This is a genomic window from Nonomuraea sp. NPDC002799 (assembly GCF_053592075.1).
Genome location: NZ_JBSFVA010000012.1, coordinates 53,425 through 70,009, shown reverse-complemented (window position 1 = coordinate 70,009; position 16,585 = coordinate 53,425). Strand labels below are relative to the sequence as shown.

The window sequence follows — 16,585 nt, the reverse complement described above, 5'->3', positions numbered from 1 at the left end:
GTGGGTCTTGAGCAGCGCCGTCATGGCAGGTTCGCCGCGCGGGTGGCTCTTGAGCAGCGCTGTCATGGCAGGTTCGCCGCCCTGGCGGTGTGGCGCAGCAGCAGCGCGGTCGTCACCGGGCCGACGCCGCCGGGCACCGGAGTGAGCGCCCCGGCCACGCCCGCGACCGCGTCGAAGTCGACGTCGCCGGTCAGCCCGCCGTCGTCGGTCGGATTGGTGCCGACGTCGATCACCACCGCGCCCGGCGCGACGTGCTCCGCGCCGATCAGCCCGGCCCGGCCCACGGCGGCGACCAGCACCTCGGCCTGGGCGGTGACCGAGGCCAGGTCGCGGGTGCGCGAATGGCAGACGGTGACGGTGGCGTGCCGGTCGAGCAGCAGGTGCGCCAGCGGCTTGCCGACCACGGTCGAGCGGCCGACCACCACCGCCCGCCGCCCCGGCAGCGGCACCTCGTAGTGGTCGAGCAGCGCCATGACGGCGGCGGCCGTGGCGGGCGGGAACGCGGGCAGCCCCGCGGCCAGGCGGCCGAGGGAGAGCGGGTTGGCGCCGTCGACGTCCTTGCGCGGGTCGATGGCGGTGGCCAGCTCCTGCGCCGAGGCGCCGCCGGGCAGCGGGGTCTGGAGCATGACACCGTGCACGTTGGGGTCGGCGCTGAGCCGGGCCAGCGTGCCGCCGATCTGCTCGGGGGCGGCCTCGGGGCCCAGGTCGACCACGTCGCAGGCGATGCCGACGCCGGCCGCCGCCTTGGCGATGGACCTGACGTACCACAGACTCGCCTCGTCGGCCGTCGCCACCACCACGGCCAGCCGCGGCTGCGGGCCCGCGGCGGCCTCGGCCTGCGTCTGGGCCCGGATGGCGGTGGCCAGGTCCCTTCCGGTGAGCGTCTTCACGGGTTGATCTCCTCGCGTACCTCGGCGGTGACCCAGTCTGCCCTGGCGACCGCCGCGTCGACACCCGACAGGCGGATGTTCAGCTCCTCGCGTACCCGCTCGTCCTTGATGCCGCCCAGGTTGACCTCGACGTTGATCCGCGCCGTGGTGAGCGCGGCGCGCGCCGCCTCGGCGGCGGCGGCCACGTCGGTCACCACGTTGCGGTTGCCGATGGGCAGCAGCAGCTCGCACAGCTCGATCACCCGCGTGGCGGCCTCGACCACCCGGGCGGGCGGCTCGGCCGCGCCGGCCAGCGCCCTGGCGATGGCGGCGCTGCGCTCCTCGCCCTTGGGCAGCCGGTAGGCGTCGGTCACGGCGGTGAAGGCCGCCGCGTCCTCCTCGGCCAGCTTCACCGCCCGCGCGCGCAGGGTGTCGGTCTCGGCGATCACCGCGACGACGGTCTCGGCGTGGCCGGTGTACTTCTCCCCGGTCGAGTAGCGGGCGACCATGCCGAGCAGCGCGGCGGCCTGCGCCGCGTGCAGGGCGGCCGTCGCGCCGCCGCCGGGTGCGGGCACCCGGTCCGCGAGTTCGGTCAGGAAGTCGACGATCGTTGAGTCACGCATGGCGGCATTCTGCCAGCCCACGCGAGATCGTCCTCACTCGCGGTACATCGGCCGCGTGGCGTCCTCCTGGCCGCTCTGAGGCAGGTACGGCGAAGGAGCCGAACCGTAGGCCGACGAGTAGACCTCCGGCACCGCGCCGGAACGCCACCGCGACGGGAACACCGACACGACCAGCAGCGCGATCCCCAGGAACAGCAGCACGCCGGAGTAGGCCATGGTCTGGAACCCGGTCACGAAAGCGGCCGGCAGCCAGTTGTCCGGCAGCACCCGCACCCCCCGCAACTCCAGGATGGGCAGGACGCCGAGCGTGGTGAACGCCAGGCCGCCGAGCAGGGAGGCGATCGGCGACAGGCGCGAGCCGAGCAGGAAGGCCACGACGATCGCGGAGGCGGCCAGGGCCGCCAGGCCGACCCAGGAGATCTCGAACGCCGACCTGGACCGCAGCGTGAACTCCCCGACGCCGTACAGCAGGCCGGCGGCAACCAGCGGAGGGAGGAGCAGTCCCGCGACCACTCCCAGAGCATGACGGGCACCGTTTGACATGTCTCAACCCCGTTTGTTCGCTTCCACCTCAACCTACCGCCTGATCCCAGAGTGTGGGCGGCGTGCCGGCAGGCGTAGGAGATGAAGGCCGGCAGGATGCTTCCTCCAAAGTCCCTGTGAAGCGGCATATGGGCCTTTGCGGCCTCCGCGACCCCGGGCATCGTGAGGCGCATGAGATCCGCGATTCTGAAGACCGCCCTCGGCGCCCTGATCGTGATCCTGCTCGGCGGCGTGCCCGCCCAGGCCGCCGGGAAGCCGGACACGTTCGCGCTGCCCAACGGGTTCCAGCCGGAGGGGATAGCGACCGGGCCGGGACCGTACGCCTACTTCGGCTCGCGCCTGACGGGCGACATCTACCGGGCCGACCTGCGCACCGGCGCGGGGTCCGTGCTCAGCAAGGGCCCCGGCACGCCGTCGCTGGGGCTCAAGACCGACGCGCGCCGGCTGTTCGTGGCCGGCGGCAGCGGCGGCGACGCCCGGGTGATCGACCTGCGCAGCGGGGCGGTACTCAAGTCCTACAAGCTGACCGCCGACCCCTCGTTCGTCAACGACGTCGTCCTCACCGGCAACGCCGCCTACTTCACCGACTCCCGCAACCCCGTCCTGTACAAGCTGCCGCTCGGCCGTGGCGGCGCCCTGCCCGACGCGGCCGTCACCATCCCGCTCAGCGGCGCCATCCAGTACACGACCGGCAACAACGCCAACGGCATCGCCCCCAGCCCGGACCGGCGGTCGCTGCTGATCGTCCAGTCCAACCTCGGCAAGCTGTTCGAGGTCGACCCGGCCACCGGCGTCACCACCGAGGTGGACCTGGGCGGCGAGTCGCTGGTCAACGGCGACGGCCTGCTGTTGTCCGGCCGCACCCTGTACGCCGTCCAGAACCGCCTCAACACGGTCGCCGTCGTCGCCCTCGCCCGCGACGGCTCGTCGGGCACGGTCGTCGAGCGGCTGACGGACCCGCGCTTCGACGTGCCGACCACGGTCGCCGCCCACGGCCACCGCCTCTACCTGCCCAACGCCCGTTTCACGACGACCCCGACGCCTGACACGCCCTACTCGGTGGTCGCCATCGTCCCCTGACCCGGTGCGGCCCCGCACGCTCCGCGCGTGCGGGGCGCCCGATCAGCTCTTGATCGTGTAGCTGTCGCCGTAGACCTTCCAGGTCAGCGGCGGCTCCAGGTCCAGGTTGCCCTTCTTCAGGAAGACGCGCTGCGCCGTGTCCACCCGGGTCGTGTCCTCGTGCGCGTCCTCGGCCTTCATCGCCGTCCTGCGCGCGTCGAGGAACGCGTTGAGGTAGGTCACCTCGTCCCCGCCCTGCGCCGGCGGCTTCGCCTTGGCCAGCGCGCTCTTCCTGATGCCGCCGAAGCTCAGCCGGTCGCTGCCGGGGCCGTGCATGACCATGGCGTCGTAGTACGCGAACTGCCCGAGCGCCCGCAGCCCGTCCTTCTTGGCCTGCTTGACGGCCGGGCCGAAGTAGACGCGGTCGCGCTCGTCGTTCTGGGCCTGCTGGAAGACGGGGTCCTTGGCCGCCGTCTTCCAGTCCTTGGTGAACGTCGGATCGAGGCCCGCGTGCGAGTCGGTACCGTCGACCTTGCGCAGCGCGGGCAGGTATTTGGCCAGGATGTTGCCGGGCTTGCGCTCGGCGTAGACCTCGACCAGCTTCAGCATGTCGCTCGTGCCGGAGCAGAAGCCGATGATCCCGGCCGTGTAGCCGCGGTCGTCCTCGATGTCCTCGATGTAGCCGTACTGGGCCTTCCAGTCGAGCGAGGAATTCTCCGCGCTCGACACCAGCCGCATCGCGATGTCCTTCTTGTGCGGATCGGTAAGATCCGTGGCGGCGGTGCCGGTGCCGGTGAGGGTCAGGGAGAGTGCCAGGAGTGTGGCGGTCAGCACGGGTGCTCCTGTCGGAGTTCGTTAGGAAAACTTCCGAACGGACCCTACTTGAACGCCTCGCGATATTTCAGCTCAATGGGCGCAGAGCCGCAAGCATCTCCTCGAACGGGACGACCTCCTCCGCCTCCGGCCTGGCCGCCGGGGCGCGCCGCTCCAGCAGGCCGGCCAGCTCCTCGGCGGCCCGGGCGACGCGGTCGCCGAGGCCGTCGGTGAAGGAGTCGCCCCCGCCGCCCCAGTCCTCCGCGGCCGCGTACACGGCGGTCGGGACGACCACGGCGCGCAGGTAGGCGAAGAGCGGGCGCAGCGCGTGCTCCAGCGCGAGCGAGTGGCGGGGGGTGCCGCCGGTGGCCGCGATGAGCACCGGCTTGCCCGTCAGCGCGGTGTTGTCCAGCACGTCGAAGAACGACTTGAACAGGCCGCTGTAGGAGCCGCTGAAGATGGGCGTGACCACGATGAGCCCGTCGGCCTCCGTGGCCGCCTCGATCGCCGCGCGGAGCCTGGCGTTGGGGAAGCCGGTCACGAAGGCGTTCGCGATGTCCACGGCCAGCTCGCGCAGCTCGATCACCTGCGTTTCGGCGGCCGGGTCCGCCAGCCGCCGTGTCACCGCCTCGGCCAGGCGGTCGGCGAGCAGGCGGGTGGAGGAGGGCTGGGTCAGACCCGACGTGACGACGACGAGCTTCATGGAGTCGATCTCCTTTCTTGGGGTCAGGCCGGGCGTTTCGGGGACAGGCCGGCTTCCTGCGGTCAGGCGGTGACGGTGTCGGCCGCCGTCTTGGCCGCGAGCAGTGCGGCGTGGGTAGGCGCGCCCGGCACCTCGGCCGGCCGGTCCTTGGCGAACTCCTTGCGCAGCACCGGCACGACCTCCTCGCCGAGCAGGTCGAGCTGCTCCAGCACGGTCTTGAGCGGCAGGCCCGCGTGGTCCATCAGGAAGAGCTGCCGCTGGTAGTCGCCGAAGAACTCCCTGAACTCCAGCGTCTTGTCGATGACCTGCTGCGGGCTGCCCACGGTGAGCGGCGTCTCGGCGGTGAACTCCTCCAGCGACGGCCCGTGGCCGTACACGGGGGCGTTGTCGAAGTAGGGGCGGAACTCGCGGACCGCGTCCTGGGAGTTCTTGCGCATGAACACCTGGCCGCCCAGCCCCACGATGGCCTGCTCGGGCGTGCCGTGGCCGTAGTGGGCGTACCGCTGCCGGTAGAGGTTGATCAGGCGGACGAAGTGCTCCTTGGGCCAGAAGATGTTGTTGGCGAAGAAACCGTCGCCGTAGTAGGCCGCCTGCTCGGCGATCTCCGGGCTGCGGATCGAGCCGTGCCAGACGAACGGCGGCACGCCGTCCAGCGGCCGGGGCGTGGCGGTGAAGCCCTGCAGCGGCGTACGGAAGTTCCCCTCCCAGTCGACCACGTCCTCGCGCCACAGCCGGTGCAGCAGCGCGTAGTTCTCGACGGCCAGCGGGATGCCCTGCCTGATGTCCTGGCCGAACCAGGGATAGACCGGCCCGGTGTTGCCCCGGCCCAGCATGAGGTCCACCCGGCCGTCCGCCAGGTGCTGCAGCATGGCGAAGTCCTCGGCGATCTTCACCGGGTCGTTCGTCGTGATCAACGTGGTCGCGGTGGAGAGCGTCAGGCGTTCCGTCTTGGCCGCGATGTAGCCGAGCATGGTGGTCGGCGACGACGGGACGAACGGCGGGTTGTGGTGCTCACCCGTCGCGAACACGTCGAGCCCGACCTCCTCCGCCTTGAGCGCGATCGTCACCATCGCCGTGATCCGCTCGTGCTCGGTCGGCGTCCTGCCATTGGTGGGGTCCATGGTCACGTCGCCCACACTGAAGAGTCCGAACTGCACTTTAGTCACCATCCATGACTGTTGAATCTTTGACGACTACGGTAGCGCCAGGGCGGGGCCGGATATTCCCTTGTCCATAGTGTGCGCGACTTGTCAGTGTTCGCGGACCCTGGCCCGGAAGGCCGCCGCCTTGGCGCGGTTGCCGCAGCCGCGCATGTCGCACCAGCGGCGGGTGCGGCGGTGCGAGGTGTCGATGTAGAGCCGGGTGCACGGCGCCGCCTCGCACTCCCTGATCAGGGCGGCGTGCGGCCCGCCGAGCAGCTCGGCGGCGGCGCGGGCGGTGCTGGAGAGCGCGGCCCGCAGGTCGCCGTCGCGCTCCAGGCCGCCCGCCCCCAGCCGTACGGCCGCCGGCGCCGGCCCGGCGGCCCGGTTGAGCACCTCCCGGTCGGGGGCCTCGTACGCGGCCCCCGTCCGCGCGGCCGTCGCCAGCCGGTAGATCGCCTCCCGCAGCGCCGCCGCGGCGGCCAGGCCGTCGCCGGTCACGTCCGGCGGCACGTCGAGGAGCCCCGCGGCCACCGTCCACCGGCCCAGCTCGCCCGGGGGCGCGAGCAGATCGACGCGCTCGCCTCGGCGGCGGCCGACCGTTCCCGCGAGGTCCAGGCCGAGGTTGCCGCTGATGAAGGTGAAGTCCACACTCCCATAGTAACCGGATTGACAAGTTATTCCGCGAAATGCCAGGGTGCTAACCGCTATCAGCGGTTATTTCGTGGCAAAGGGTGGTCTGCGATGACATTGAGCTCCGCCGTCGGCGGCCGGACCGGCCGGTACGGGCCGCGGCACCGATGGATGATCCTCTCCGTGGGCGTCGGAGCGCAGGCCAGTTTCTCGGCGATGTTCTCCGGCATTCCGGTCACCGGCATCACGATGCGGGCCGGTTACCACCTGTCCACGGGCACCCTCGGCCTGGTGCTGGCCTGCCTGGGGCTGGGGGTGGCGGCGTCCGACATCGTGTGGGGTCTGGCGACGGACCGGTTCGGCGACCGGCGGGTCCTGCTCACGGGGCTGACGGCCACCGGCCTGCTGCTGGTGCTCATGGCCCTGCTCGCCACCCCGGCGGACGGGGCCGGGGTCGTGACGCTGGCCGTGGGGCTGTTCGCGGCCGGAGCGCTGGGCGGCAGCGTCAACGGGGCGTCGGGGCGGGCGATCATGAACTGGTTCGCGGACGGGGAGCGTGGCTTCGCCATGAGCATCCGCCAGACGGCGATCCCGGTGGGCGGTGCGGCCGGTGTGGCCCTGCTGCCGTGGCTGGCCGAGGCGTACGGCTTCCGCGCCGTCTACGCCGTACCCGCCGTGTTCTGCCTGGCGGCGACGCTGGCCACCTGGCGCTGGCTCCACGAGCCGGACCCCGCGCCGGACCTCGAAGGCCAGGCGCCGCGGCAGAGGGTGAGCCAGGCGGCGGGCGCGCGGGTGGGGCGTTCGCCGCTGCTGCGCTGGGACGTCTGGCGGGTGGCCCTGGCCAGCGCCCTGTTCACCGTCCCGCAGGCCGCCGTCCTGTCCTTCACCGCCATCTTCCTGCACGACGTCAAAGGCGGAGGCGCCGCCCTGGCCAGCGTCACGGTCATCGTCGCCCAGGTGGGCGGCGGCGTGCTGCGCGTCTGGGCGGGCCGGCACACCGACCGGCACGGCAACCGCCGCTCCAGCCTGCGCGCCTTCGGAGCGCTCACGGGGATCTTCATGGCGGGGGCTGCCGTGCTCACCGACGCGCCCACCCCGGTCACCGTGGCCGCCTTGGCGCTCGGCGGCCTGCTGGCCAACGGCTGGCACGGCATCGCCTACACCGAGGTCGCCGCCATGGCGGGCCCGGCCAGGGCCGGGACGGCGCTGGGCCTGGAGGGCACCGCGTGCTTCGGAGCCGTGTTCCTCACCCCGCTGCTGATCCCCGTCGTCCTCGCCGCCACCTCCTGGCAGACCGTGTGGGCACTGGCGGCGGCCCTGCCGCTGCTGGCCGTCCCCCTGATGCCGGGGCGCGGCTCCGCGCGCTGAGACGCGAGCGCGTTAGTACGCGAGCGCGTTAGTACGCGAGCGCGTTAGTACGCGAGCGCGTTAATGCGCGAGCGCGTTGATGTCCGCGGGACCGAGCACGCGCTTGCCCGCGCCCCGCCCGGCCACGGTGATCATGGCCCGGCCGATCTGCTCGGTCGTGGTCACCGCCGTGGGGAACAACCGCCGCAGCAGCGGGAACAGCGGCCGGGTCACGACGTAGGCGGTGCGGTAGAGCCGGGTGCGCGAGGTGACGCCGTGCATCGGCTGGATGTAGCCGGGGCGGAACATGTAGGCCCGGAACGGCAGGTCGAGCAGCGCGTTCTCGGTCATGCCCTTCACCCTGGCCCACATCGCCCGGCCCCGGGCGTCGGTGCCGGCGCCGGAGACGTACACGAAGGTGGACTCGGGGTTGACCCTGGCCAGGGTGCCGGCGACCGACAGCGTGAGGTCGTAGGTGACCCGCCGGTAGTCCTTCTCGCTCATCCCGGCCGAGGAGACCCCCAGGCAGAAGAAGCAGGCGTCGTAGCCGGCCAGCTCCGCCTCGATCGGCGCCAGGTCCGTCAGGTCGGCGGGCACGATCTCGCGCAGCTTGGCGCCGGCGACGCCGGTGGCCGACCGCCCGACCGAGAGGACGGCGCTCACCCGGTCGTCGAGCAGGCACTCGCGCAGCACCCCGCGCCCCACCATGCCGGTGGCCCCGAAAAGGATCACTCTCATGCGCGGCTCGCCCCGATCTGCTCCATGATGCCGGCAGGACGAGCATAGGGCCGCCCGCCGGGCAGCGGCCCGCACACCGGTACGGCGCGCACATCGGTACGGCGCGCACATCGGTACGGCGCGCACATCGGTACGGCGCGCACACCGGTACGGCGCGCACACCGGTACGGCGCGCACACCGGGACGGCGCGTACATGCGGCACCGCGTGGCGAAGACCCCCGGCGCAACGGGTCAAGCGCGGGCCAGGTCGCCGGCCGCGACCGCCAGGAGGGCCTTGGCCGGTGACGGGACCGCCAGGCCGATGGCCGAGATCCCGATCGCCCAGTCCGTGCCGGGCACCACCGCGCCCGCGCACGCCACCTCCTCCCTGAACTGCCCGTGCTCCTCGACGACCTGTCCGGGCCGCAGCCCGGACAACTCCGCCTCCACCTCCTCCACGCTCGCGGGAGTGGCGGAGGTGAAGCGGCGCAGGCCGTACTCGGTCAGGATGCCGCTCCGGAGCCGCGCCGGTAACGACAGCAGCAGCGCCTTGCCGAGCGCGGTGGCGTGCGGCGCCGTCTCCAGGCCCGCCTGCAGATCCTCCAGCCAGGGCGAGCGCGGCCCCTCGGCCACGTCCACCACGATCAGCCGCCCGCCGGCGAGATGGGCCAGGTAGGCGGTGTGGCCGGTCTCGGCGGCCAGGTGCCGCAGCACCGAGCAGGCGGTCGGCGGGCGCTCGAAGGCCCGCAACATCTCGTGGAACCGCTCGGCCACCTGCGCGCCGATCACGTAGTCGCCGACGGGCAGGCGGCGCAGGTAGCCCTCGTAGCACAGGGTGCGGACCAGGTGGTAGGAGGTGGACAGGTTGAGGCCGCAGCGGCGGGCGATGACCTTGACCGACAGCGGCCGGTCGGTCCGCGCGACCTCTTCGAGCACGCGGAGCGCTCGCGAGACGCTGCGGATCAGATCGCTGGGTTGTTCGCCGGTCATCACTCCAGCATGTGCGCCATCTGAAAAGCGCACGCCTACCCCAGGAGGCACACCCGTCCGACGATGAGGACATGCCGGATATACCGCAGTGGGCCAGTCAGGCGCTGTCCGGGGTCTACGACCCGTGCTGCAGGGAGAAGGGCATCTCGGTCGTGGAGATGGGCCTCGTCAGGTCCGTCCAGGTGCACGATGGCCGGGCCAGGGTGGAGCTCCTGCTGACGTCGGGCTGGTGCCCGTTCGCGACCAGGGTGCTCACCGAGGTGCGCGAGAGGATCGAGGAGCAGCCCGGCGTCCGCGAGGCGGAGGTCGAGGTCGTGTGGGACGAGGCGTGGACGGTGGACCGGCTCTCCCCGAGGGCCGCCCGGCTGCTGCGTTTCCTGCCCGCCCCCGCACAGGTGCCCGACAAGGCGGCCTACATCAGGGAGGAACTGCGATGATCGACGACTTCTTCGTGTTCGACAGCGTCGCCCACGTGTTCAACTTCGAGGCCAAGAACGCCTACGGCGGCGCGGGCCAGATGTTCTCCAACCACCTGTACGCCTTCCACACCACGCTCACCCCCGAGGGCGAGACCATACTGCCGCCCGAGGAGTTCCTGCGGCAGTGGACGGTCGACGACATCCGCCGCATGGTCTACGAGGAGTCCGACACCGACATGCTGATCGCGATGCCGCTGCCGCTCACCGACCTCTACCACGACGGCCTGTCGCCGTGGCAGGAGTGCGCCGAGCTGGCCGCCCGCGACCCGGACCGGACGATCTTCTGGGGCACGGTCAACCCGCTCGAAGGCCGCAAGGCGCTCGACCTCATGGAGCGCCAGGTGGGGGAGTACAACGCGCGCGCCTTCAAGCTCTACAACGTCCGCTACGACTACGGCTCGCCGTACCCGTGGCGGATGGACGATCCGCGGGTGGCCTTCCCCATCTTCGAGAAGGCCCGCGACCTGGGCGTCAACCTGATCGGCGTGCACAAGGGCGTGCCGCTGGGCCCGCAGCCGATCGAGCACACCCAGACGTGGGACATGGACGGCGCCGCCGCCAACTTCCCCGACATCAATTTCGTCATCTTCCACGTCGGCCTGCCGTTCATCGACGAGACCTGCTGGCAGCTCATCCGCTACCCCAACCTGTACGCCGACCTGGCCGCCACGATCAACTTCATCGTCAGGGCGCCCAGGATGTTCGCCGAGATTCTCGGCAAGCTGCTCTTCTGGTGCGGCGAAGACAAGATCATCTACGGCTCGGAGGCGCCGATCTTCCATCCGCAGTGGGCGCTGCGGGCGTTCAGGGACTTCCAGATCCCGCTGGACCTGTGCGCGGGCTACGGCTATCCGCAGCTCACCGACCAGGCCAAGCGCAAGATCCTGGGCGAGAACCTGCTCCGGCTGCACGGCCTGCCCCCGGTGCGCGGCCGGTAGTCTCCGGCGGGTCTTCCGTTCATCTTTGAGCGGGGCGCGGGTCAGCCGGGTGTGTAGGAGCAGTGCGCGCCCGTTCTCACGGTCGCCCGCAGCTCGGCTCCGATGACGGGATCGGCCGCCGCGATGCGCTCCACCGCCCGCCTGATGGCCTTGCCCACCGCCGTCCTGGCCCGCTCCACGCTGCCGTCGAAACCACGCGAGCGCCCGCTCAGCCCCGTCGCCGAGGCCAGCTCGGCCGCCAGCCGGTCGCGCTCGGCGCGCCGCGCCTGCGCCTGCTGGCGCTGATGGTTCGACTCCAGCTCGTCGATCTCGGCGTCGAGCTGCGCGAGCCGGCTCCTGTACGCCTGCCCCGCCGGCCCGTCGATCACCGGCAGCGGCGACGGGGCCGGCCCGTCGTCCCTGGCGCCCGCGGCCAGGTCGGTGGCCGAAATCTCCTGGTCCGGGCCGGCCAGCAGGGCGGCCAGATGCAGCATGCCCACACTGTGCTCGACGAGCACCGCCCGCGCGCCCAGCTCCACCCGCCACTGCGGGCCCACGGCGTGGCAGGTGACCCGGCTGGTCAGGCGGTGCGGCAGCGTCATGTCGAGCGCCTTGGCCTCCTGCGCGGCCAGCGCCAGCTCGCGCCGCGCGCCCTCGTCCCGGGGACCGTCGCGCAGCTCCAGCGCCTGCCCCAGGCGCGAGCGCGACAGGGTGACCGCCGGCCAGTGGCCCAGCGCCAGGTTGTGGTGGACGGCCTGACGCAGGTACGCGACCGCCCGGTCGAGGTCGCCCGTGGTGATCGCGGCCACGCCCAGGCTGTGGCACGCGGAGCCGAAGCAGGCGATGCCGGGGCTCGTCATCACCGGCGACTCCGCGTACGGCGCCAGCAGCGCCGCCGCCCTGGCCGCCAGCTCGGCGTCGCCCAGCAGGTCGGCCGCCTCCACGATCGCGTACATCGACATCAGCCATGTGCTCGTGCGTGGCAGGTCGCCCAGCACGCTGCCGCGCAGCTTGGCCAGCATGCGCTCGGCCAGGTGCCGGTCGCCGGCCGTCGCGGCGGCCACGGCCAGGCCCGCGTAGGGGGAGGGGTCGACCTCGCTCGACGCCGGCGATTCCAGCAGGTCGCTCAGCAGGGGGACCAGCTCGCCGATCCGGCCCTGGAACCAGCGGATGGCGGCCTGATGGCAGCCGTACCAGCCGGTGGCGTCGTGGTCGCCCGTCTCCATGCCGAGCCGGAAGCAGGCGGCGGCCCGCTCCTCGGCCCGCGCGAACCGGCCGGAGCGGATGGCCAGCATCACCTCGATCGCGGCCAGCACGAACCCGATCGACCGGTGCTCCTCGCCGGCCAGCGCGCCGCGCAGCTCGGCGAGGGCCCGCTCGGCGTGCGGGTCGGCCTCCAGCAGCAGGTCAACGGCGTACCACAGCAGGCCGGCCAGCAGGTCGGAGCGGCGGCCCGTACGCGAGGCGACCCCGATCAGCTCCCTGGCCAGTTCCAGCCGCAGCGGCCCCTGCCCGGGGCCCAGCACGCAGTGGTGGGCCAGGCTCAGCGCCTCGGCCAGCGCCACCGGGTCCCCCGCCGTCCTGCTCTCGGACACTAGCGCGAGGATCGCCTCGTGCCCGCCGCTGCGGTAGTCGTCCTCGGCCGCCAGCCGCACGCGCAGCCGCAGCGCCAGCGCGGACGCCGGATCGAGCAGCGCCAGCGCGTCCCGCTGGCGCACCCGCACCGTCGCCGCCCCGGCCGCCGTGCGGTGCTCGTGCACCCACAGCCCGCCCAGGCCCAGGGCGGCCCGCGCCATCGCGGGCGGATCACCCCGCTCGGCGGCCTCGCGGTAGGCGACGTCGAACCGCTCGCGCGCACGCCGCATGTCCCCTTCGACGTACAGTGCGTGCTCCCCGTCATGGAGAGCCCGCTCCAGCGCCTCAATCACTGGCCCAACCCCCGTTGGTGACCGGATCTGATGACGCACCCGTAGGGTGGCGGGTCCCTTCCGCCGCCCCGGGCCGATGAACGCACGGGTGAACAGAACCTGTGGAGACGGCTCCCGACCGTCGTCCTGGTCCCATTGCACATCAACGATGAACGATTCGGAAACGGGATTGACGGAGTGGTCCTGCCGGTCAGCCGGCGGTGCGCCAGGCCTGCTCCTCCACCAGCTCGACGCTGCGCCATCCGGCGGGGGTGCGGCGCAGGCGATGGTGGTACCAGCCGCCGCCGTGCAGGAAGCCCTCGGTGCCGGCCTGGACCAGGTCCGGCGTCGGGGCCAGGGTGTCGGTGAACGGGGCGCGCACGCGTGCCTCGCCGTCTCCGAAGTCGATCACCGGGGCGCCGATCAGGTGCAGCCGGCACGGCCAGTGCGGGAGCACCTTGGCCAGCCAGGTCTTGACCTCGTCCCTGGTGCCCCTGGTGCCGCCCGAGGAGGTGTAGTCGATCACCGCGTCCTCGGTGAACACCTCGTCGAGCGAATCCCAGTGGCCGGAGTCGATGGCGCGGGTGTAGCGGGCCAGCAGATCGGCGATCTCCAGCCGGTCGGCGATTTCCTGAGCGTCCATGGGGTGATCGTGACGCTAGAAGCGCTCGCTGACCAGATCGCGCAGCGGCAGGTCCTGGCTGTCCAGCCAGATCCGCCGCCCTCCGGCGGTGAGCGTCATCCCGAACCGGTCCCGGCCGGGCTCACCCCAGGCCACCCACCGCGCATGGGCGCCGGTGACCTCCTCCCACAGATCACGGTCGCCGAGCTGGTAGGCGAGGTGCTCGCCGTCCGGGTCGTGGACCGCCGCCGCCCAGCGGGCGGGGTCGGCCGGGTCGAGCACGTACAGCACGAAGCGGTCCGCGCCGTCGTTCGCCCGGATGCGCAGCCCGGTGAGAGCCGACATGGCCAGCGCGGCGCCCGCCGGCGCGGAGGCGATGATCCGCGGGTCCACCCGGGTGGCGGACCGGCGGCCGCTGCCGTCGTCACCGCTGACCGGGGTCCCGTCCTGTGAGCGCATCATCATGTACGACGCCGGCCCGGGGAACCGCCCCACGGCCGTTCCGTCCGGCATGACCACGAGCCGCACGCAGACGTCGGCGCCGAACTCGGTCGAGTACGGCGTGACGATCACCCCACCGGCCCGGCACTGCTCCACCCACGCGTAGGGGATGGTGTGCACCGCGCAGGTGACGTGCACCCGGTCATACGGCGCTCCATCAGGCAGGCCGAGCGCGCCGTCACCGACGACCAGGCGCGGCTGCGCGCCGGCGGCCAGGTTCTTCGCGGCCTGCCCGGCGACCGCCTCGTCCACCTCGATCGACGTCACACTCCCGCGCTCGCCGACCAGGTGGGACAGCAGCCCGGCGGTCCAGCCGGTGCCCGTGCCCACCTCCAGCACCCGGTGCCCTGGCTCGGCGCCGAGCCAGGTGAGCAGGTCGACCACGGTCCCCGGCGCGGAGTTGGACGAGGTGTAGCGCCCTTCGACCTCGCGGATGCCGGTCGCGCCGAGGTCGAGCTGCGTCACGATGGCGGCCGGCCCGTAGACGGTCCGCCACCACGCGTCCGGATCGGCGTCGCGGTCGATGAGGAGGGGCCCCGCATCGGTGTCGGCGATCGCTACGGCGGGCACGAACAGGTGCCGCGGCCTGGCCCGCAGCGCCTTCGCCATGGCCGTGCTGACCGGACGGCCCGCACTGACGACGTCGAGCAGGTGGTCGAGGCCCTCATGCTTACCGCCCACGCCAGCCTCCTCTATGGTCGCTCATCGCGACCATAGAGCTACGCATTGCGATGGAGCAAGAGGCTCTTGCCGTCGACTTCCGTCCTCACACCGGGCGCTTGCCGCCCGAATCGCCGTCGGCCAGCACCAGGGCTGCCTGCGGCGTGCGGACCACGGTCGCATCCGTGCACGGAGACGTGTCATCCGCCTGCGCGGGAGCGGTGCTCAGCGCCAGCACGGCGGCCAGGCCGGCGGCGGAGGCGGTGGCACGGCGAATCCAGGTACGGGTCTTCATGCGGTTCTCCCGGTCAGCCAATGATCGCGACGGTGCAGCCCCACCAGCATCGACGTTCCACCGCCGACCGTCCACCCCAGAACGGCACTGTGTCCGGAACCGGCCACTCCCCGAACAAGCCCGGTATTCCAGTCTCTACATGTTCGTCCGCTCTGGTGCGCAACGCGAAGAAGCCCGCCTGCCGGACGGCCGGGCTTCTTCGCGTTGCAGCCAGCTCCAAGAGCGCTCCAAGTGGCGACGTGTTGCATAACGGTTATGAGAAACATATTCGCGGCCCGGGGCGTGCGCCGGGCGCTGGCTCTGGCCCTCCTGTCCATCACCACCGTGCTGACGATCGGCGTGGCGAGCGGTCCCGCTTACGCGTGGAACCCCGCGAACGACGGCTGGTACAAATGCCTGATCGATGGCAAGTGGATGTGGTGCAAGGATCTGTGAACCCGACCGGAAGCCGCCCTTCTCTGTGCGGGGAGGGCGGCGTCTTCGCGTCGTACGGCTACCGCCGGTCCGGCTGCCGGGCGGAGGCGGCTTTGGCGCCGGTGTTGTGAAGAATTAACGCCCCGCGGTGACAGCCCGCATCTAGGCCGCCCCGGCAGACCGCTCCTACGGTCAGGACATGCCCTTCAAACGCATCGCCGCCGCGGCCGCTGCCGCACTGCTGGCTGTGGTCCTGGTCCCCGCCCCCGCCCGAGCGGACGGCTCCCATGAATGCTTCTCCGGCGAACGCGGCCCTGACGGGTCGGGCGGGTACACGTTGACCGCGTGGGGCTGCGCCGGGACCGGATACGCCGACGTGATGGTGTCCATCCTGTTCGGCGTGGCATCTGGCACGTACACGTGTGCCAGCGTGTTCCCATGGAACGGCACCCTTTCCGGTACGGGCTGCCGCCTGTCTTGACCACTTCCGGGCGTCCAGCCCTGGACGTACATCTCGGGGAGTCCGCGTTCGGACAGCGTTGCGGCCAAGGCGGTGTCCGTGACCTGCTCGCAGCGGGATCGGACGGCCGGTGACCTGGGCGAGAGCGTCGGCCACATCCGTGTCCGTCACCGCCTCGGGGCCTGTGACTTCCAGGAGTTGCCCCTCGCAGCAGCCCTGGGCCAATGGGCCCTCGCACACCGGTCCGATCTCGGAGCCGCACACACCCGTGAAGTGGAGCCGGTCAGGCATCCGCTCCGACACGTGATACAGCCCTGTGATCACGCTGGTGATCACAGGGTTCCCTTCGGAGAGCGGGGCTGATTCATGTTGCGCGCTATTCGTCGATCTTCTCGGCGTACAGAGTGATCAGCGTGTCTGTGCTCACCAACTGCCCTGCGGCAGGTGCCTGCCTGGTGACGACCCAGTTGCGGTCGAGCACCTGCAGCCGGTTCTGCCCGGTGGCGTCCTTGTCGTTCAGCACATAGAAGCCTGCGGCCTGGAGCGTGTCCTGGCCTTCTTGGAGGTTCATGCCGACCACGTCCGGCAGCTTCTTCTTTTTCGCCGCTGAGGTGACGCTCGGTTGGGGAGGGGCGGTCCCGGCGAGGCTGTCGGTGGTTGTGGGCGTGGCTTGAACGGTCGCGGTGACTGTCTCGACGGGGGCGGCCGGCGAAGTGCCGCTGCCGCAAGCGGTGAGGCATACGGCGGCGACGGCGGATAGAGCGAAGCGGTTGAGCAACGTGCACTCCTGCGTGCCTCGGGGGATGGACCGTTACAGGAGATGAGACGGCGAAAGGTGTGATCGAGTTGTCACGCACCGCTTTCGGCTGTGGCCGGTTTCGAGGGTGGGCCGG

The 16,585-nt window shown here is 71.7% G+C and carries 20 protein-coding genes; 6 read left to right on the top strand and 14 right to left on the bottom strand.

Features of this window, described 5'->3' with window-relative positions; translation table 11 throughout:
- Window positions 1-62 precede the first annotated feature (62 nt).
- The 3 genes from ACWD0F_RS22665 to ACWD0F_RS22655 are packed head-to-tail and all read right to left on the bottom strand — an operon-like array spanning window position 63 to window position 2,035.
- Complete coding sequence (locus ACWD0F_RS22665; protein ID WP_449878435.1) at window positions 63-890, bottom strand: bifunctional 5,10-methylenetetrahydrofolate dehydrogenase/5,10-methenyltetrahydrofolate cyclohydrolase; 828 nt, start codon at window positions 888-890, stop codon at window positions 63-65.
- Complete coding sequence (locus ACWD0F_RS22660) at window positions 887-1,492, bottom strand: cyclodeaminase/cyclohydrolase family protein (protein WP_449878433.1); 606 nt, start codon at window positions 1,490-1,492, stop codon at window positions 887-889. The genes ACWD0F_RS22665 and ACWD0F_RS22660 overlap by 4 nt, the downstream gene beginning before the upstream one ends.
- A 33-nt stretch (window positions 1,493-1,525) precedes the next feature.
- Window positions 1,526-2,035 carry a hypothetical protein gene (locus ACWD0F_RS22655; RefSeq protein WP_449878431.1) on the bottom strand — a complete coding sequence of 170 codons (510 nt, stop codon included), beginning with the start codon at window positions 2,033-2,035 and terminating at the stop codon, window positions 1,526-1,528.
- A 171-nt stretch (window positions 2,036-2,206) separates the two neighbouring features.
- Between ACWD0F_RS22655 and ACWD0F_RS22650 the strand changes: the two genes are divergently transcribed.
- Window positions 2,207-3,115 (top strand): superoxide dismutase, encoded by a 909-nt coding sequence (locus ACWD0F_RS22650; RefSeq protein ID WP_449878429.1) that lies wholly within the window; start codon window positions 2,207-2,209, stop codon window positions 3,113-3,115.
- Between the two features lie 42 nt (window positions 3,116-3,157).
- Here ACWD0F_RS22650 and ACWD0F_RS22645 read toward each other — a convergent pair whose 3' ends face one another.
- The 4 genes from ACWD0F_RS22645 to ACWD0F_RS22630 all read right to left on the bottom strand — a co-directional run bounded on the left by ACWD0F_RS22645 (window position 3,158) and on the right by ACWD0F_RS22630 (window position 6,400).
- Complete coding sequence (locus ACWD0F_RS22645; protein WP_449878427.1) at window positions 3,158-3,928, bottom strand: chitosanase; 771 nt, start codon at window positions 3,926-3,928, stop codon at window positions 3,158-3,160.
- 67 nt (window positions 3,929-3,995) lie between these two features.
- A complete protein-coding gene (locus tag ACWD0F_RS22640) occupies window positions 3,996-4,610 on the bottom strand; it encodes an FMN reductase (RefSeq protein ID WP_449878426.1) in 615 nt (204 codons plus the stop codon).
- A gap of 62 nt (window positions 4,611-4,672) precedes the next feature.
- The gene (locus ACWD0F_RS22635; RefSeq protein ID WP_449878425.1) at window positions 4,673-5,767 is read right to left on the bottom strand and encodes an LLM class flavin-dependent oxidoreductase; all 1,095 of its coding nucleotides are present in this window, start codon (window positions 5,765-5,767) and stop codon (window positions 4,673-4,675) included.
- A gap of 93 nt (window positions 5,768-5,860) precedes the next feature.
- A complete protein-coding gene (locus tag ACWD0F_RS22630; protein ID WP_449878423.1) occupies window positions 5,861-6,400 on the bottom strand; it encodes a CGNR zinc finger domain-containing protein in 540 nt (179 codons plus the stop codon).
- Between the two features lie 93 nt (window positions 6,401-6,493).
- Here ACWD0F_RS22630 and ACWD0F_RS22625 point away from each other — a divergent pair, with 93 nt between their 5' ends.
- The gene (locus ACWD0F_RS22625) at window positions 6,494-7,750 is read left to right on the top strand and encodes an MFS transporter (RefSeq protein WP_449878421.1); all 1,257 of its coding nucleotides are present in this window, start codon (window positions 6,494-6,496) and stop codon (window positions 7,748-7,750) included.
- Window positions 7,751-7,810: 60 nt separating this feature from the next.
- Here the strand turns inward: ACWD0F_RS22625 and ACWD0F_RS22620 are convergent, their stop codons facing one another.
- Both ACWD0F_RS22620 and ACWD0F_RS22615 read right to left on the bottom strand, forming a co-directional pair.
- The gene (locus ACWD0F_RS22620; RefSeq protein WP_449878419.1) at window positions 7,811-8,467 is read right to left on the bottom strand and encodes an NAD(P)H-binding protein; all 657 of its coding nucleotides are present in this window, start codon (window positions 8,465-8,467) and stop codon (window positions 7,811-7,813) included.
- A 232-nt stretch (window positions 8,468-8,699) separates the two neighbouring features.
- Entirely contained in the window at window positions 8,700-9,437 is a 738-nt protein-coding gene (locus ACWD0F_RS22615) for an IclR family transcriptional regulator (RefSeq protein WP_449878418.1), read from the bottom strand.
- Window positions 9,438-9,508: 71 nt separating this feature from the next.
- Here ACWD0F_RS22615 and ACWD0F_RS22610 point away from each other — a divergent pair, with 71 nt between their 5' ends.
- Both ACWD0F_RS22610 and ACWD0F_RS22605 read left to right on the top strand, forming a co-directional pair.
- Window positions 9,509-9,874: a metal-sulfur cluster assembly factor gene (locus ACWD0F_RS22610; RefSeq protein ID WP_449878416.1), complete on the top strand. Its 366-nt coding sequence runs from the start codon at window positions 9,509-9,511 to the stop codon at window positions 9,872-9,874.
- Window positions 9,871-10,854, top strand: a complete 984-nt coding sequence (locus ACWD0F_RS22605) for an amidohydrolase family protein (RefSeq protein ID WP_449878415.1) — start codon at window positions 9,871-9,873, stop codon at window positions 10,852-10,854. The genes ACWD0F_RS22610 and ACWD0F_RS22605 overlap by 4 nt, the downstream gene beginning before the upstream one ends.
- Before the next feature lie 41 nt (window positions 10,855-10,895).
- On the opposite strand, the gene ACWD0F_RS22600 is transcribed toward ACWD0F_RS22605, so the two are convergent.
- The 4 genes from ACWD0F_RS22600 to ACWD0F_RS22585 form a co-directional block, all read right to left on the bottom strand.
- Complete coding sequence (locus ACWD0F_RS22600) at window positions 10,896-12,761, bottom strand: hypothetical protein (RefSeq protein WP_449878413.1); 1,866 nt, start codon at window positions 12,759-12,761, stop codon at window positions 10,896-10,898.
- Between the two features lie 190 nt (window positions 12,762-12,951).
- Entirely contained in the window at window positions 12,952-13,383 is a 432-nt protein-coding gene (locus tag ACWD0F_RS22595; RefSeq protein WP_449878411.1) for a nuclear transport factor 2 family protein, read from the bottom strand.
- 15 nt (window positions 13,384-13,398) lie between these two features.
- Complete coding sequence (locus tag ACWD0F_RS22590; RefSeq protein ID WP_449878410.1) at window positions 13,399-14,544, bottom strand: methyltransferase domain-containing protein; 1,146 nt, start codon at window positions 14,542-14,544, stop codon at window positions 13,399-13,401.
- Window positions 14,545-14,629: 85 nt separating this feature from the next.
- Window positions 14,630-14,818, bottom strand: a complete 189-nt coding sequence (locus tag ACWD0F_RS22585; RefSeq protein ID WP_449878408.1) for a hypothetical protein — start codon at window positions 14,816-14,818, stop codon at window positions 14,630-14,632.
- A 255-nt stretch (window positions 14,819-15,073) separates the two neighbouring features.
- On the opposite strand from ACWD0F_RS22585, the gene ACWD0F_RS22580 reads away from it, so the two are divergent.
- Both ACWD0F_RS22580 and ACWD0F_RS22575 read left to right on the top strand, forming a co-directional pair.
- Window positions 15,074-15,253, top strand: coding sequence for a hypothetical protein (locus ACWD0F_RS22580; RefSeq protein ID WP_449878406.1), 180 nt, complete (start codon window positions 15,074-15,076; stop codon window positions 15,251-15,253).
- A gap of 178 nt (window positions 15,254-15,431) precedes the next feature.
- On the top strand, window positions 15,432-15,713 hold the full coding sequence (locus tag ACWD0F_RS22575; protein ID WP_449878404.1) for a hypothetical protein: 282 nt from the start codon (window positions 15,432-15,434) through the stop codon (window positions 15,711-15,713).
- Window positions 15,714-16,068: 355 nt separating this feature from the next.
- On the opposite strand, the gene ACWD0F_RS22570 is transcribed toward ACWD0F_RS22575, so the two are convergent.
- A complete protein-coding gene (locus ACWD0F_RS22570; RefSeq protein WP_449878401.1) occupies window positions 16,069-16,470 on the bottom strand; it encodes a PASTA domain-containing protein in 402 nt (133 codons plus the stop codon).
- Between the last annotated feature and the right edge of the window lie 115 nt (window positions 16,471-16,585).

Bases quoted from the DNA above. Each gene is read 5' to 3' on its own strand.
- ACWD0F_RS22650 (WP_449878429.1), top strand. From the start codon at position 2,207: ATGAGATCCGCGATTCTGAAGACCGCCCTCGGCGCCCTGATCGTGATC.
- ACWD0F_RS22660 (WP_449878433.1), bottom strand. From the start codon at position 1,492: ATGCGTGACTCAACGATCGTCGACTTCCTGACCGAACTCGCGGACCGG.
- ACWD0F_RS22625 (WP_449878421.1), top strand. From the start codon at position 6,494: ATGACATTGAGCTCCGCCGTCGGCGGCCGGACCGGCCGGTACGGGCCG.
- ACWD0F_RS22610 (WP_449878416.1), top strand. From the start codon at position 9,509: ATGCCGGATATACCGCAGTGGGCCAGTCAGGCGCTGTCCGGGGTCTAC.
- ACWD0F_RS22580 (WP_449878406.1), top strand. From the start codon at position 15,074: ATGAGAAACATATTCGCGGCCCGGGGCGTGCGCCGGGCGCTGGCTCTG.
- ACWD0F_RS22615 (WP_449878418.1), bottom strand. From the start codon at position 9,437: ATGACCGGCGAACAACCCAGCGATCTGATCCGCAGCGTCTCGCGAGCG.
- ACWD0F_RS22585 (WP_449878408.1), bottom strand. From the start codon at position 14,818: ATGAAGACCCGTACCTGGATTCGCCGTGCCACCGCCTCCGCCGCCGGC.
- ACWD0F_RS22620 (WP_449878419.1), bottom strand. From the start codon at position 8,467: ATGAGAGTGATCCTTTTCGGGGCCACCGGCATGGTGGGGCGCGGGGTG.
- ACWD0F_RS22655 (WP_449878431.1), bottom strand. From the start codon at position 2,035: ATGTCAAACGGTGCCCGTCATGCTCTGGGAGTGGTCGCGGGACTGCTC.
- ACWD0F_RS22595 (WP_449878411.1), bottom strand. From the start codon at position 13,383: ATGGACGCTCAGGAAATCGCCGACCGGCTGGAGATCGCCGATCTGCTG.
- ACWD0F_RS22605 (WP_449878415.1), top strand. From the start codon at position 9,871: ATGATCGACGACTTCTTCGTGTTCGACAGCGTCGCCCACGTGTTCAAC.
- ACWD0F_RS22640 (WP_449878426.1), bottom strand. From the start codon at position 4,610: ATGAAGCTCGTCGTCGTCACGTCGGGTCTGACCCAGCCCTCCTCCACC.
- ACWD0F_RS22575 (WP_449878404.1), top strand. From the start codon at position 15,432: ATGCCCTTCAAACGCATCGCCGCCGCGGCCGCTGCCGCACTGCTGGCT.